Genomic DNA, 14,007 nt, shown 5'->3' on the forward strand with positions numbered 1-14,007 from the left:
TGCCGCAGGGCCAGGCGCTGTGGCATTATAAGATGTGCGTGTTTGGCACAAGCTGATCGTCGTCGGCGGGACGTATCGAGCAGGGCGTTTCAAAGGCACAATCTGCTATGATGTTGACGGCATTGGGTTTGATGAGCGGCACCTCGCTTGACGGGGTCGATGTCGCTTTGATCGAAACCGACGGCCGCCGGGTGAATGCGCTCGGACCGTCCGGATACCGGCCCTATACGGATACGGAGCGCGGCCTGCTGCGCCAGGCGCTGTACGAGGCCGCCGACCTGCCGGATCGCACGGCCCGGCCCGGCTGCCTGCGCGAGGCCGAACGGGTCGTTACCGCGGCCCATGCCGAGGCGGTGGCCGCCTTTACCGCCCAACACCGGATGCGCTTCGACGACATCGACATTGTCGGCTTCCACGGCCAGACCGTGCTGCACCGGCCCGACAAAAGGCTGACGGTCCAGATCGGCGACGCGCTGATGCTGGCCAAGGCGATCCACATTCCAGTCATGTACGATTTCCGCGCAGCCGACGTCGAAGCCGGCGGCCAGGGCGCCCCTTTTGTGCCGGTCTATCACCGCGCGCTGGCCCAATCGCTGGAGCGGGAGGGGCCGACCGTCGTGGTCAACATCGGCGGGGTCGCCAACATCACCTATATCGACGGCGATACGCTGATCGCCTGCGATACCGGCCCGGGCAACGCGCTGCTCGACGACCACATGCTCCGCCGCATGAACCAGCGCTTCGATACCGAGGGCCGTACCGCAGCGCTCGGCAAGGTCGATGCGGCCTGGATCAATCGCGCGCTGGCGATGCCGTTCTTTGCGCTGCCGCCGCCGAAATCGCTCGATCGGAACGATTTCGCCGGGCTGAAGCTCGGCGATATGCCGCCCGAGGACGGTGCGGCGACGCTGACCGCGTTTACGGTGGCTGCGATCGCCCGGGTGGTGCCGCTGCTGCCGAAGGAGCCCAGGAGCTGGATCGTGGCCGGCGGCGGCGCCCGCAACCTGACCATGCTGCGGATGCTGCGCGAATGCCTGGCGCCGGCACAGGTCCAGGCGGCGGATACGCTGGGCTGGGCTTCCGACGCCATCGAGGCGCAGGCGTTTGGATTCCTGGCAGCGCGGGGCCTGAAAGGCCTGCCGCTGAGCTACCCCGCCACCACAGGGGTGCCGATCCCGATGACCGGCGGCATCATCGCGCGACCGTGACGCGGTTCAAGATATGTTGATGCAATTGCATCGACCTTGACGACTGCATGCATACGCATCTAATTTGGATGCAGATGCATGGAGCGAGGGCGGCCAGCCTTCGCCTTGGGAGGTCGTCATGGCGCAAAAGCTCACTTTGATCAGCCACAAGCTTTGCCCCTACGTGCAGCGCGCCGTGATCGCGCTGAACGAAAAGGGCGTTCCGTTCGAGCGGGTCGACATCGATCTCGCCAACAAGCCGGACTGGTTCTTGAAGATATCGCCGCTCGGCAAGGTGCCGGTGCTATTGGTGACCGGCGACGACGGCAACGAGGCCGCGCTGTTCGAGAGCAACGTGATTTGCGAATACATCGAGGAGACGCAAGCTGGCGCAAAGCTGCATCCGCACAATGCGCTGCAACGCGCGCAGCATCGGGCCTGGATGGAATTTGGATCCACCATTCTGAGCGAGCTATGGGGTCTGGAGACGACAGACGATCCCGCGGTGTTCGAAAGCAAGCGGCAGGCGGTTGCCGCAAAGTTTGCGCGCGCCGAGGAGGCGCTAGGCAAGGGCCCGTTCTTCGCCGGCGAACATTTCAGCCTGGTGGACGCAGTGTTCGCGCCGATCTTCCGCTACTTCGATGTGTTCGATCAGTTGATCGATCTCTCGGTCTTTGCCGATACGCCGAAGGTCCGTGCATGGCGAGAGGAATTGGCAAAGCGGCCGAGCGTACGCACGGCGGTGGGAGCCGACTATCCGCAGCTGCTGCACGCGTTCCTGGTTCGCCATGACGCGCATATGCTGAAGCTGGCGGCGTAGGGTCGCGATATCGCTGTAGATCCTATGGGTGGCAGGTGTTCAGGGGGTAAGTTGAGTTTGCGACCCCCACTCACCCAGAGGATCCACGATGTGCACAGATCACGCTGACACACCCGCCGGCTGCGAGTATGCCACGGTTTACGTTGCTTTCGAACTGAGCAAGGCGAAATGGCAGCTAGGCATAATGATGCCTGGTGCCGAGAAGGTGAGCCGTTACCGGATTGACGGTGGCGACTTGGCGGCGTTGTCGAGTTTGCTGGTCAAGGCTCGATCGAAGGCGGCGCAGACGGGGAAGCCGGTTCGTATCCTGTCTTGCTATGAAGCAGGTCTCGACGGTCATTGGCTGCACCGCTGGCTTGCCGACAACGAGGTGCTCAATTACGAGATCGATGCGTCGAGCATCGAGGTGAACCGGCGGGCACGGCGTGCCAAGACCGATCGGATCGACCTGGCGCAGTTGATGCGCTCGTTTCTGGCTTACCTGCGTGGCGAACCGCGGGTTTGCAGCATGGTTCGGGTTCCCACGCCTGAGGAGGAGGACCGCAAACGGCGCACGCGCGAGCGCGAGCGGCTGCTGGAGGAGCGCACCGGGCACAGCAATCGGATCAAGGGGCTGCTGCATGGCCAGGGTATCCGCGATGTCATGCCCCTGAAGCCGGACTTCTTGTCGGGTCTGGAGGAGATGCGTACCGGCGATGGGCGCGCTCTGCCGCCGCGGCTGAAGGACGAGATCCGTCGCGAGCATGAGCGGCTGGTCTTGGTGCACAAGCAGATCAAGGCGCTCGAGGCAGCGAATGCGGCCGCGCATCGGGCACCGGCCAAGGACTCGGTAGAGGCGAAGGCGGTTCAGCTTGCCCAACTCAAGGCGATCGGCCCGCACATCGCCCAGCTTCTCGCCAACGAGGTCTTCTACCGCAACTTCAAGAACCGGCGTCAGGTCGGCAGTTGCTTCGGACTGACCGACATGCCCTACGACAGCGGCGCCAGCCGCAGGCAACAGGGCATCAGCAAGGCTGGCAATCGCCGAGCGCGAACGACCGCCATCGAGCTCGCCTGGCTATGGCTGAGCCATCAGCCCGACAGCGAGCTGAGCCGCTGGTTCCGCGAGCGGGTTGGCAACCTCAAGGGTCGCATCCGCAAGATCGCCATCGTGGCGCTGGCGCGCAAGCTGATGGTGGCGCTCTGGCGCTATCTGGAAACCGGCCTTGTGCCGAGCGGCGCTGTGATGCGTCCAAGTCTCTAACCAACGCCGGTGTGCCAATGACGGCCGACGTGATCCAGGACAGACGTGTGACCGAACCCGGGCTTGGGTCTTCGGATTCCGCTTTCGTAGATGGGTCCCGTCTCTTCTGGGCCTTACCTTCACCCGTGCATGAAAGATCAGGGTCCGGGCCACCACACCCGACCGGATACAAGTTGATGCGGTGTTGGCCGCATACGACGTCACGGCCCAGTCCAGGACATCACGTCAAGCTGTCAATCGCGCGCCTCGAAACGTCCCGATCCGAAAGCTTCGCACCGGCCTTGCCACCGTCAAGGCCGCTACGCGCCGCCTCCGGCGGTGGCCTGCGGCCAGCCTTGACCGTGCCGCGTCCGGCGCAGCGGCTATCCATCGGAACGAAACAGCCATCAAGAGCCGTTGCTCTCCACCGAACATGCCAAGGCAAAGCCATGCCCTAATGAATCAATCCCCTTGACAACCACTACCCCATACAAGCCCGGATGGAGCGAAGCGCAATCCGGGAATCTCGCCGCTGGCTGCGACCCCGGATTTCGCTGAGCTCCATCCGGGCCACAAGGCTACATCAGCGCACGTTGGCGAGCCGCATATCGAGATAACCAGTCACCGTCTCCATCAGCGGCTCGAGCTTGCCGTCGAAGAAGTGGTTCGCGCCCGGAATGATCTGCTGATCAATCACGATGCCCTTCTGCGTCTTCAGCTTCTCGACCAGCGTGTTGACGTCCTTCGGCGGCACCACCGCGTCCTTCTCGCCATGCACGATCAGGCCCGAGGACGGGCAGGGCGCAAGGAAGGAGAAGTCATAGAGATTGGCGGGCGGCGCGATCGAAATGAATCCTTCGACCTCGGGCCGGCGCATCAGAAGCTGCATACCGATCCAGGCGCCGAACGAAAAGCCCGCGACCCAGCAGGCGCGCGCTTCGGGATTGATGGTCTGCGCCCAGTCGAGCGCGGAAGCGGCATCCGACAACTCGCCAGTGCCGTGATCGAACGAGCCCTGGCTGCGGCCGACGCCGCGAAAATTGAAACGCAGCACCGAGAAGCCGCGATGCGCAAACGCGTAGTAGCACTGGTAGACGATCTGGTGATTCATCGTGCCGTGAAACTGCGGATGCGGATGCAGGATCATCGCGATCGGCGCGTTCTTCTGCTTGGCCGGATGATAACGGCCTTCGAGGCGGCCTGCGGGGCCGGTGAAAATTACTTCAGGCATTGATGATCCCTGGGCAACGGATGTGATCCGGCGGAGAGAATGTGATCAGGCGTCGCTGGGCGATGCGCGAACGACGCTCCCGTGAACTGGTGGCGGCGTTCTAACATGAGGCGAGGGGCAAAAAGCAAGCATCTTGAACATCTAGAAGGCGGTTCAAGATGCTAGTTTGCGATTGCCTGCAGACGGCGCGATCGCCAATTGCAATAAGGCGCCTTGTGCTCGCGCGCGAAGGCTACTTGGCAATATAGGTAATATAATACAGCGATGCCTGATCGGGTCTACCTCGACTGGAATGCAACCACGCCGCTTCGCCCTGAGGCGCGGCAGGCACTGGCGGCTGCCTGGGACATGACCGGCAATCCCTCCTCGGTTCATGCCGAAGGCCGGCAGGCGCGCCGGCTGGTCGAAGATGCGAGGACCGCTGTGGCGGCGGCCGTTTCGGCCCGGCCGCAGGACGTGGTGTTTTGCTCTGGCGGCACCGAAGCCAATGCAATGGCGCTGACGCCGGGATTGCGCCGGGGCTCGGGCTGGCCAATCCAGCGGCTGGTGGTCTCGGCCATCGAGCATCCGTCGGTGCTGTCAGGAGGACGGTTTCCGGCGGACGCGACCGCGTCCATCAACGTCTCCGGCGCTGGCGTGGTGGACCTCGATCATCTGCGTGCCTTGCTGGCGGACGGGCCGCCGCCGCTGGTGTCGGTGATGTCAGCCAATAACGAGACCGGCGCCATTCAACCAGTCGCCGAAGCCGCTGAGATCGTGCATGAGGCCGGCGGGTTGCTGCATGTCGATGCGATCCAGGCACTGGGTAAAATACCGATCGATATCAAGGCGATGCAGGCCGATCTGGTCACGCTGTCTGCGCACAAGATTGGTGGCCCCAAGGGCGTTGGTGCGCTGGTTCTGGCCGAGGGCGTGCAGGGAATCGAACCGCTGTTGCGCGGCGGCGGGCAGGAGCTCGGACGCCGTGCCGGCACTGAGAACGTGGCCGGCATCGTGGCCTTTGGCGCTGCAGCCGCAGCCGCGACGGCGCAACTGGCCGATAATGCCGACCGGCTTCAGATCCTGCGCGAGCGCTTTGAAAAGGGGCTCAAGCAAGCCGCTGATATAATTGTGTTTTCCGAAGACGCACCACGGTTGCCCAATACCACCCTGTTCACGGTTCCCGGGCTGAACGCCGAAACGGCGGTGATTGGCTTCGATCTCGCCGGTATTGCGGTATCTTCGGGCTCGGCCTGTTCCTCCGGCAAGGTGCAGCCGTCGCATGTCCTGGCCGCGATGGGATTTGGCAGGGATCTGGCCCAGGGAGCGGTGCGGATCAGTCTGGGCTGGTCTACCTCTGAGACAGACATAGATTTGGCCCTCAAGGCTTGGCGAAAGCTTGCCGATGCCTTACTTAGAGGGCGACGAAACACGGCTTGAACCGTTCTAAGAGCGTTTCGCCGGACAGGCTTCGTCACAGATTTTGTTCCACCGCGGTCCTTGAAACCGCGAGCGGAGGATGGAATGCCAGCCGTACAAGAGACGGTCGAGCGCGTGAAGCGCATCGACGTCGACCAGTATCGATATGGGTTTGAGACGCTTATCGAATCGGAGAAGGCCCCCAAGGGTCTCTCGGAAGACACTGTCCGCTTCATCTCTGCGAAAAAGAACGAACCTGCCTGGATGCTGGAATGGCGCCTGGAGGCTTATCGCCGTTGGCTGACCATGACCGAGCCGACCTGGGCCCGCGTCAACTATCCGAAGATCGACTACCAGGACATTCACTATTACGCGGCGCCGAAGCCGAAGAAGACGCTGTCCTCGATCGACGAGATCGATCCCGAAATCCTCAAGACCTACGAGAAGCTCGGCATTCCGCTGCGGGAAGTCGCCATTCTCGAAGGCGTCGAACTGCCGCCTGGTAGCGAGCCGTCGGCCAACCGCAAGATTGCGGTCGACGCGGTATTCGACTCGGTGTCGGTGGCGACCACGTTCCAGAAGGAGCTGAAGGCCGCCGGCGTGATCTTCATGCCGATCTCGGAGGCGATCCGCGAGCATCCCGAGCTGGTGAAGCAGTACCTCGGCACGGTCGTGCCGACCTCCGACAATTATTTCGCGACGCTGAACTCGGCGGTGTTTTCGGACGGCTCGTTCGTCTACGTGCCGCCGGGCGTGCGCTGTCCGATGGAGCTGTCGACCTATTTCCGCATCAATGAGCGCAACACCGGCCAGTTCGAGCGCACGCTGATCATCGCCGACAAGGGCTCTTACGTCAGCTATCTCGAAGGCTGCACAGCACCGCAGCGCGACGAGAACCAGCTTCATGCCGCCGTGGTCGAACTCGTCGCCCTCGACGACGCCGAGATCAAATATTCGACGGTGCAGAACTGGTACCCCGGCAATTCCGAGGGCGTCGGCGGCATCTACAATTTCGTCACCAAGCGTGGCGACTGCCGCGGCAACCATTCGAAGATTTCCTGGACGCAGGTCGAGACCGGGTCGGCGATCACCTGGAAATATCCGAGCTGCATCCTGCGCGGCGACAATTCGCGCGGCGAGTTCTACTCGATCGCGATCTCGAACGGTCACCAGCAGGTCGATAGCGGCACCAAGATGATCCATCTCGGCAAGAACACGTCGAGCCGGATCATCTCCAAGGGCATCGCGGCGGGCGTCTCGCAAAACACCTATCGCGGCCTCGTCACGGCGCACCGTAAAGCCACCGGCGCGCGTAACTTTACGGCGTGTGACTCGCTGCTAATCGGCGACAAGTGTGGCGCGCACACCGTGCCTTACATCGAGGCCAAGAACTCGTCGGCGACCTTCGAGCATGAAGCGACGACGTCGAAGATCTCCGAGGACGTGCTGTTCTATTGCATCCAGCGCGGGCTCTCGCAGGAAGAAGCCGTCGGCCTCGTGGTCAATGGCTTCGTGAAGGACGTGCTGCAGCAACTGCCGATGGAATTCGCGGTTGAGGCGCAGAAGTTGATCTCGATCAGCCTCGAAGGCTCGGTTGGATAGCGACCTCATCCTGAGGAGGCCGCGCAGCGGCCGTCTCGAAGGATGAGAGGAAAGATTGTTGGCCACGTCCTTCGAGACGCGCCTATCGGCGCTCCTCAGGACGAGGAACAAGGAACGGAAAACAATGTCTCTGCTTGAAGTGAAAGACCTAAAGGTCCGCGTCGAGGATAACGAAATTCTCCACGGACTGACGCTCACTGTAAATCCGGGTGAGGTGCATGCGATCATGGGGCCGAACGGCTCCGGCAAATCGACGCTCAGCCACGTCATCGCGGGCAAGCCGGGCTATGAAGTCACCGACGGCCAGATCCTGTTCAGGGGCGAGGACCTGCTGGAGATGGAGCCGGATGAGCGCGCCGCCAAGGGTGTGTTCCTGGCGTTCCAGTACCCGGTCGAAATCCCCGGCGTGACCACCTGGAATTTCCTGCACACCGCGTTGAACGCCCAGCGCAAGGCGCGCGGCGAGAGCCCGCTTACATCTCCGGAGTTCCTCAAGAAGGTCCGCGCGGTCGCGAAGTCGCTCAACATCCCGCAGGACATGCTCAAGCGTGGCGTCAATGTCGGCTTCTCCGGCGGCGAAAAGAAGCGCAACGAGATCCTGCAGATGGCGCTGTTCGAGCCGGCCGTCTGCATTCTCGATGAAATGGACTCCGGCCTCGACATCGACGCGCTGCGCGTCGCCGCCGACGGCGTCAATGCGCTGCGTTCGCCGGAGCGCGCCATGGTCGTCATCACCCACTATCAGCGCCTGCTCAACTACATCGTGCCTGACTTCGTGCACGTGATGTCCAAGGGGCGGGTGGTGAAGAGCGGCGGCAAGGATCTGGCGCTGGAGCTCGAGGCTTCCGGCTACGCCCAGTTCGAAGACGCAGCCTGACGCGAAACGGATTTGTGATGAATTTGGCTTTGGCAAAGAACGAGACCGGACGCCCGCTGAGCGACAGCTTTGCCGTCGCGCGCGATCGGCTGCCGGGCACGGGCAAGGTCGCGGAGGCGCGAAGCGCCGCCTTCGAGGCCTATGACCGTGTGGGCCTGCCGCACCGGCGTATCGAGGACTGGAAATACACCGATCTTCGCGCGCTGATGCGCGAGGTGCTGCCGCTGGCGCCCGCGCCGGATGCGGCTGCACTGAAGCGGGCCGCGGCCGCCGTCAAGCTGCAGGTGATCAAGGGCGCCCGCCGGCTGGTGCTGGTGGATGGCGTGTTCGCGCCGAAGCTCTCCGAACTGGACGGGCTGGAGAAGGGCATTGTCGTCCGCACCTTGCGGGAAGTGCTGGAAGCCGGCGACGCCGCGCTGCAGACCGAACTGTTCACCCCCGACACCGCCAACCCGATGGTCGCGCTCAACAGCGCGATGATGACCGACGGCGTGGTGATCGAGATCGCCAATGGCGTGGTGCTGAAACAGCCGCTGCAGGTCATTCATGTCGCGACCGGCGCCACGCCGGCTGCGATGTTCACCCGCTCGCTGCTGCGCCTCGGCAAGGATGTCGGCGTGACGCTGGTCGAGAGCTACATCGCGGCCGATGGCGCGAAATCCTATCAGGCCCATGACTCGCTGATCGTGTCGATCGGCGACAATTCCCGACTCGACCACGTCCGCCTGGTTGAGGACGCCCGCGAGGCCGTCAACATTTCCTCCGCCGTGCTGACGCTGGGCGCGCATGCGCACTTCAACACGTTCGGCATGAGCTCGGGTGCGGCCGTCAGCCGCTACCAGGCGACCATTGCGTTTGCCGGCGAGCATTCCCGCGTGGAGACCAACGGCGTGAACCTGCTGAATGGCCGGCAGCACGCCGACACCACGCTGTTCATGGACCACGCGGTGCCGCATTGCGCCAGCCGCGAGGTGTTCCGCGCCGTCGCCGACGACCGTGCCCATTCGGTGTTTCAGGGCCGCATCATCGTGCGTCCGGATGCGCAGAAGACCGACGCCAAGATGATGACGCGGGCGCTGCTCTTGTCCGACGAGGCCGAGGCCGATAACAAGCCGGAGCTGGAAATCTTCGCCGACGACGTCACCTGCGGCCATGGCGCGACCACCGGCGCGCTCGACGAGAGCCTGCTGTTCTATCTGCGTGCTCGCGGCCTGTCCGAAAAGGAAGCCCAGGCGCTGCTGATTCAAGCTTTCGTCGGCGAGGCCATTGAATCCATCGTCAATGACGATCTGCGTGAGCTTGCGATCGCCGCGGCGCAGCGTTGGCTGGAGGCCCGTTCATGAGTCAGCATCCAGCGGTCAAAAACGGAGCCTATGACGTCCATCGCGTGCGGGAGGATTTCCCGGCGCTGGCGATGAAGGTCTATGGCAAGCCGCTGGTCTATCTCGACAACGCCGCCTCCGCCCAGAAGCCGACCGCCGTGCTCGATCGCATGACCGAGGCTTACAAGAGCGAGTACGCCAACGTTCATCGCGGCCTGCATTATCTCGCCAATGCCGCCACCGAAGCCTATGAGGGCGGCCGCGCCAAGGTGGCAAAGTTCCTCAACGCTGCGCGCACCGAAGAGATCATCTTCACCCGTAATGCCACCGAGGCGATCAACCTCGTGGCGTCGTCCTGGGGCGAGCCCAATATCAAGGCGGGCGACGAGATCGTGATCTCCATCATGGAGCATCACTCGAACATCGTGCCCTGGCATTTCCTCCGGGAGCGACATGGCGCCGTGATCAAATGGGCGCCGGTCGACGACGAGGGAAATTTCCTGATCGACGAGTTCGAAAAGCTCCTGACCGATCGCACCAAGATCGTCGCGATCACCCAGATGTCGAACGCCCTTGGCACCCTCGTGCCGGTCAAGGACGTGGTGAAGCTGGCGCACGCCCGCGGCATCCCGGTGCTGATCGACGGCAGCCAGGCCGCCGTGCATCTGGCGGTCGACGTGCAGGACATCGACGCCGATTTCTACGTCTTCACCGGCCATAAGCTGTACGGGCCGACCGGCATCGGCGTGCTCTATGCCAAGCATGAGCACCTCGTGGCGATGCGCCCCTACAACGGCGGCGGCGAGATGATCCGCGAAGTCGCCCGCGACTGGATCACCTATGGCGATCCGCCGCACAAATTCGAGGCCGGTACGCCAGCGATCGTCGAATCGATCGGGCTGGGCGCTGCGATCGATTACGTTACCTCGATCGGCAAGGAGCGCATCGCCGCCCACGAGCACGATCTGCTCACGTATGCGCAGGAACGGCTGCGCGAAATCAATTCGCTGCACCTGATCGGTACTGCGCGCGGCAAGGGACCGGTGATCTCCTTCGAAATGAAGGGGGCGCACGCCCACGACGTCGCGACCGTGATCGACCGGCAGGGCATTGCGGTGCGCGCCGGCACCCATTGCGTGATGCCTCTTTTAGAGCGGTTCAATGTCACAGCCACCTGCCGGGCATCGTTCGGCATGTATAATACCCGGGAAGAAGTCGACCATCTGGCACAGGCGCTGATCAAGGCGCGGGATTTGTTCGCATGAGTGATACGGCCGAAGTCAAGTCAGCCAACATGGAAACCAATTCGGCGCTGCCGCCGGAGGAGACCGAACGTCTCGGCACCGAAATCGTTGCAGCGCTGAAGACAGTGTTCGACCCGGAAATTCCGGCCGACATTTATGAGCTCGGCCTGATCTACAAGGTCGACCTCAAGGACGATCGTGCCGTCGACGTGACGATGACGCTGACCACGCCGAACTGTCCGGCGGCCGGCGAGTTGCCGACCATGGTGGAGAACGCCATCGCCAGCGTGCCGGGCGTTGGTGTCGTGAATGTCAATCTGGTGTGGGATCCGGCCTGGACGCCGGATCGCATGTCCGACGAGGCGCGCCTCGTCCTCAACATGTGGTGAAGGGATCCGTTGCCGAAACTGTCCGGTGTCCTCGAAACCGCGCTTTATGTTGACGACCTCGATCGCGCCCGCGCGTTTTACGAGAAGGTGCTCGGGCTTGTGCCGCTGACGGCCGATTCGCGCTTTCTTGCCTTTGATGTCGGTGGCCGGAGCGTTTTACTGTTGTTCCTCCGCGGCTCGACGCCCGAGACGATCCAGCTACCCGGCGGGACCATTCCGCCGCATGACGGTAGCGGCCCGATCCACATGGCCTTTGCCATTGCGGCCGCCGAGCTGCCGGGGTGGGAGAAGGCGCTTGGTGAACACAATGTCGCAATTGAAGGCAGGACCGATTGGCCCCGCGGCGGCAAGAGCATCTATTTTCGCGACCCCGACAACCATCTGCTGGAGCTGGCAACGCCGGGAATATGGGCGATCTACTAGGAAGCTGGCGGTTCGTTTGACGGGTTCTGATCGAGTTCACAACGAGAGACCTTCACAGCGGGAATTTCGTTGTTATTTTAATGCCATGATAGCTCGTCGCCATGAGGCGACGCCGGAGATCGACTGCAATGGATACCACCGTCCAGTCCAAGCCGAAGCCGCGGCCCCGTCCGCAGGTCATGAAGCTGACCGAGGCTGCCGCTGCCCGGATCACGGAGCTCACCAAGCGCGCCGATTCTGAGATCGTCGGCCTGCGCGTCGGCATCAAGAACGGCGGCTGCGCCGGTCAGTCCTACACGGTGGAATACGCCCACGAGATCCGCCCGACCGACGAGGTGGTCGAGGACAAGGGCGTGAAGATCCTGGTCGACCCCAAGGCGGTGCTATTCCTGCTCGGCACCGAGATGGACTACAAGGCCGACAAGATGCAGGCTCAGTTCATCTTCAACAATCCGAACCAGGTCTCCGCCTGCGGCTGCGGCGAGTCGGTGCAGTTGACGCCGGCGAAGGTGTAGCCTTTTTCTTCACCCGCCCCTCGAGGGGGCGGGTCGGCTCGCATAGAGCGTAGCGAAATGCGAGACGGGGCGGGGTGACGGTCTCTCAACACGGGCACCGTTGGACGCGGAGAGACCGTCACCCCACCTCGGTCCGCATTTCATGCGAACCGATCCTTCCCCTCCAGGGGAGGATGAAGGGAGCGCGCAGCGCCGCATTGGGGACGAATGCGAGGGCAGGCGCCGCCATGGACCGCGATTTCCTCACCGACCTGTTCGCGGACTTCGGTCCGGTCACAATCCGCCGGATGTTTTCCGGCTATGGCATTTCCGCCGACGGCACCAACTTTGCGCTTTCGTTGCGCGCTGGTCTCTATTTCCGCGCCGATGATCAGACCATTCCGCAATTCGAGGCGGAAGGCTCTCAGCCATTTCAGTATCAGACGCGGGCCAAGACGGTCACCGTGAACTCGTACTGGCAGTTGCCGGCGCGGCTGTTCGACGATTCCGAGGAGCTGGCCGAGTGGGCGAGGGCGGCATTGGCTGCAGCGCAGCGCGCGGCCGTGCGCAAGCGGCCGAAGGCGCGCAAGGCTGCCAAGGCGAAGGTGTCGGGGAAGGCTGCTGCGAAGCGGAAGGCGACAGGGGTGAGGAAGGCAGCGCGGACACGGAAGGCGCCGAGCAAATAGTCGGTGTCAGGCGACTCGGTGTCAGGCGACCTGGCTGCGGGTCTCGTCGGCGTATTCGGGGTCGACTTCGCAGATCACGCGGTTGCGGCCGTTGCGTTTGGCGGCGTAGAGGCAGGCGTCGGCGCGTTCAATCAATGCATCCGTGTCGTCGTCCGGCTTGAGCATGGCAACGCCGACCGAGATGGTGACGCGGCCGAGGATTTCGCCGGTGGATTTCTTCTTCAATTCCTTTGCCATCACCGCGCGGCGGATGTGGTCGGCAACCGTCAGCGCCTGGCGCAGCCCGGTATTCGGCAGCACGACCGCAAACTCCTCGCCGCCGTAACGGGCGGTAATGTCTTGGCCCTTGATGGTCTGCTTCAGCGACATCGCAACCAGCCGCAGCACCTGATCGCCGGTGAGATGGCCGTAGGAATCGTTGAACGATTTGAAATGGTCGATGTCGAACATCATCAGCGACAGCGGCTCGCCGTTCGCCAGCGCCGTTCGCACCGCCATCTCGATCGAGCGGTCGAAGTACTTGCGGTTGCCCAATCCGGTCAGCGGGTCGGTCAGGCTCTCGGCGCGAATCGCCTCCAGGCTGTGCTGGAGATTGCTGATCTCGGTCTTCGACAGCGCCAGCCGGCTTTCCAGCGCTTTGTTGGTCTCCTGCATCTCGCGTGTCGATTTCAAGAGGCCGTCGACGACCGCCTTGATCTGATCGCGGTTGTTGGCAGTTCTGAGTTTCTCGTTCGCGCCGCTCAGCCTGGAGTCGTAGCTCTGCGACATGCCGAGCGCTTCGGTGATGAGCGTCATCACGTCGTCGATCTCGCCGATGACGCGCGCGCCGACCTTGTCGATGCGATCGGACGCCTTGATGTGCGAGAGATAGGTCTCGTAGATCTGTTCGAGGTCGGCTTCGCTGAGCTTGCCGTTGCGCGCCAGCGTCTCGTTGATGATCTTGTTGAGAGGGGCGTTGTATCCGGTCGCGTAGACGTACCAGATTTCATAGTTGCGCGGGACGGCGGTTTGCCGGAGCGATCTGATCTGGCCCAACGCGACTTCGGCAAACGCCATCGTGCGTTCGTGTTCGTCCAGCAGCTTGACCACTGATCCGTCCCCAAATAACGAGC

General features: G+C 62.9%; 14 protein-coding genes. 12 read left to right on the forward strand and 2 right to left on the reverse strand.

The window, feature by feature from the left end; all coding sequences use genetic code 11:
* Positions 1-107: 107 nt before the first annotated feature.
* The 3 genes from LMTR21_RS19605 (at position 108) to LMTR21_RS19615 (ending at position 3,250) form a co-directional block, all read left to right on the forward strand.
* The gene (locus LMTR21_RS19605) at positions 108-1,208 is read left to right on the forward strand and encodes an anhydro-N-acetylmuramic acid kinase (RefSeq protein ID WP_065753940.1); all 1,101 of its coding nucleotides are present in this window, start codon (positions 108-110) and stop codon (positions 1,206-1,208) included.
* A gap of 118 nt (positions 1,209-1,326) precedes the next feature.
* Positions 1,327-2,007, forward strand: a complete 681-nt coding sequence (locus LMTR21_RS19610) for a glutathione S-transferase family protein (protein WP_065753939.1) — start codon at positions 1,327-1,329, stop codon at positions 2,005-2,007.
* Between the two features lie 88 nt (positions 2,008-2,095).
* A complete protein-coding gene (locus LMTR21_RS19615; protein ID WP_065750576.1) occupies positions 2,096-3,250 on the forward strand; it encodes an IS110 family RNA-guided transposase in 1,155 nt (384 codons plus the stop codon).
* A 562-nt stretch (positions 3,251-3,812) separates the two neighbouring features.
* Here LMTR21_RS19615 and LMTR21_RS19620 read toward each other — a convergent pair.
* On the reverse strand, positions 3,813-4,460 hold the full coding sequence (locus tag LMTR21_RS19620) for an alpha/beta hydrolase (RefSeq protein ID WP_025589847.1): 648 nt from the start codon (positions 4,458-4,460) through the stop codon (positions 3,813-3,815).
* Between the two features lie 264 nt (positions 4,461-4,724).
* Here LMTR21_RS19620 and LMTR21_RS19625 point away from each other — a divergent pair, with 264 nt between their 5' ends.
* The 9 genes from LMTR21_RS19625 (at position 4,725) to LMTR21_RS19665 (ending at position 12,895) form a co-directional block, all read left to right on the forward strand.
* Positions 4,725-5,879, forward strand: coding sequence for a cysteine desulfurase family protein (locus LMTR21_RS19625; protein WP_065756320.1), 1,155 nt, complete (start codon positions 4,725-4,727; stop codon positions 5,877-5,879).
* Between the two features lie 84 nt (positions 5,880-5,963).
* A complete protein-coding gene (sufB, locus tag LMTR21_RS19630; protein WP_065756319.1) occupies positions 5,964-7,460 on the forward strand; it encodes a Fe-S cluster assembly protein SufB in 1,497 nt (498 codons plus the stop codon).
* A 124-nt stretch (positions 7,461-7,584) separates the two neighbouring features.
* On the forward strand, positions 7,585-8,337 hold the full coding sequence (gene sufC / locus LMTR21_RS19635; RefSeq protein ID WP_065756318.1) for a Fe-S cluster assembly ATPase SufC: 753 nt from the start codon (positions 7,585-7,587) through the stop codon (positions 8,335-8,337).
* A 17-nt stretch (positions 8,338-8,354) separates the two neighbouring features.
* Complete coding sequence (sufD, locus tag LMTR21_RS19640) at positions 8,355-9,680, forward strand: Fe-S cluster assembly protein SufD (RefSeq protein WP_065756317.1); 1,326 nt, start codon at positions 8,355-8,357, stop codon at positions 9,678-9,680.
* Positions 9,677-10,924 (forward strand): cysteine desulfurase, encoded by a 1,248-nt coding sequence (locus tag LMTR21_RS19645; RefSeq protein ID WP_065756316.1) that lies wholly within the window; start codon positions 9,677-9,679, stop codon positions 10,922-10,924. The genes sufD and LMTR21_RS19645 overlap by 4 nt, the downstream gene beginning before the upstream one ends.
* Positions 10,921-11,292 carry an SUF system Fe-S cluster assembly protein gene (locus LMTR21_RS19650; RefSeq protein WP_065756315.1) on the forward strand — a complete coding sequence of 124 codons (372 nt, stop codon included), beginning with the start codon at positions 10,921-10,923 and terminating at the stop codon, positions 11,290-11,292. The genes LMTR21_RS19645 and LMTR21_RS19650 overlap by 4 nt, the downstream gene beginning before the upstream one ends.
* Before the next feature lie 9 nt (positions 11,293-11,301).
* Positions 11,302-11,715 carry a VOC family protein gene (locus LMTR21_RS19655; protein ID WP_065756314.1) on the forward strand — a complete coding sequence of 138 codons (414 nt, stop codon included), beginning with the start codon at positions 11,302-11,304 and terminating at the stop codon, positions 11,713-11,715.
* Between the two features lie 128 nt (positions 11,716-11,843).
* Positions 11,844-12,230: a HesB/IscA family protein gene (locus tag LMTR21_RS19660; RefSeq protein ID WP_148635986.1), complete on the forward strand. Its 387-nt coding sequence runs from the start codon at positions 11,844-11,846 to the stop codon at positions 12,228-12,230.
* Positions 12,231-12,457: 227 nt separating this feature from the next.
* Entirely contained in the window at positions 12,458-12,895 is a 438-nt protein-coding gene (locus LMTR21_RS19665; RefSeq protein ID WP_065756312.1) for a TfoX/Sxy family protein, read from the forward strand.
* A 21-nt stretch (positions 12,896-12,916) separates the two neighbouring features.
* On the opposite strand, the gene LMTR21_RS19670 is transcribed toward LMTR21_RS19665, so the two are convergent.
* Complete coding sequence (locus LMTR21_RS19670; RefSeq protein ID WP_065756311.1) at positions 12,917-13,984, reverse strand: GGDEF domain-containing protein; 1,068 nt, start codon at positions 13,982-13,984, stop codon at positions 12,917-12,919.
* Positions 13,985-14,007 lie beyond the last annotated feature (23 nt).

Source organism: Bradyrhizobium paxllaeri (genome assembly GCF_001693515.2).
In the GTDB taxonomy this organism is placed as follows: Bacteria; Pseudomonadota; Alphaproteobacteria; order Rhizobiales; family Xanthobacteraceae; genus Bradyrhizobium; species Bradyrhizobium paxllaeri.

Excerpts from the sequence above, each read along its gene's own strand:
- LMTR21_RS19605 (WP_065753940.1), top strand. The coding sequence starts at position 108 with ATGATGTTGACGGCATTGGGTTTGATGAGCGGCACCTCGCTTGACGGG.
- LMTR21_RS19610 (WP_065753939.1), top strand. The coding sequence starts at position 1,327 with ATGGCGCAAAAGCTCACTTTGATCAGCCACAAGCTTTGCCCCTACGTG.
- LMTR21_RS19615 (WP_065750576.1), top strand. The coding sequence starts at position 2,096 with ATGTGCACAGATCACGCTGACACACCCGCCGGCTGCGAGTATGCCACG.
- LMTR21_RS19620 (WP_025589847.1), bottom strand. The coding sequence starts at position 4,460 with ATGCCTGAAGTAATTTTCACCGGCCCCGCAGGCCGCCTCGAAGGCCGT.
- LMTR21_RS19625 (WP_065756320.1), top strand. The coding sequence starts at position 4,725 with ATGCCTGATCGGGTCTACCTCGACTGGAATGCAACCACGCCGCTTCGC.
- sufB (WP_065756319.1), top strand. The coding sequence starts at position 5,964 with ATGCCAGCCGTACAAGAGACGGTCGAGCGCGTGAAGCGCATCGACGTC.
- sufC (WP_065756318.1), top strand. The coding sequence starts at position 7,585 with ATGTCTCTGCTTGAAGTGAAAGACCTAAAGGTCCGCGTCGAGGATAAC.
- sufD (WP_065756317.1), top strand. The coding sequence starts at position 8,355 with ATGAATTTGGCTTTGGCAAAGAACGAGACCGGACGCCCGCTGAGCGAC.
- LMTR21_RS19645 (WP_065756316.1), top strand. The coding sequence starts at position 9,677 with ATGAGTCAGCATCCAGCGGTCAAAAACGGAGCCTATGACGTCCATCGC.
- LMTR21_RS19650 (WP_065756315.1), top strand. The coding sequence starts at position 10,921 with ATGAGTGATACGGCCGAAGTCAAGTCAGCCAACATGGAAACCAATTCG.
- LMTR21_RS19660 (WP_148635986.1), top strand. The coding sequence starts at position 11,844 with ATGGATACCACCGTCCAGTCCAAGCCGAAGCCGCGGCCCCGTCCGCAG.
- LMTR21_RS19665 (WP_065756312.1), top strand. The coding sequence starts at position 12,458 with ATGGACCGCGATTTCCTCACCGACCTGTTCGCGGACTTCGGTCCGGTC.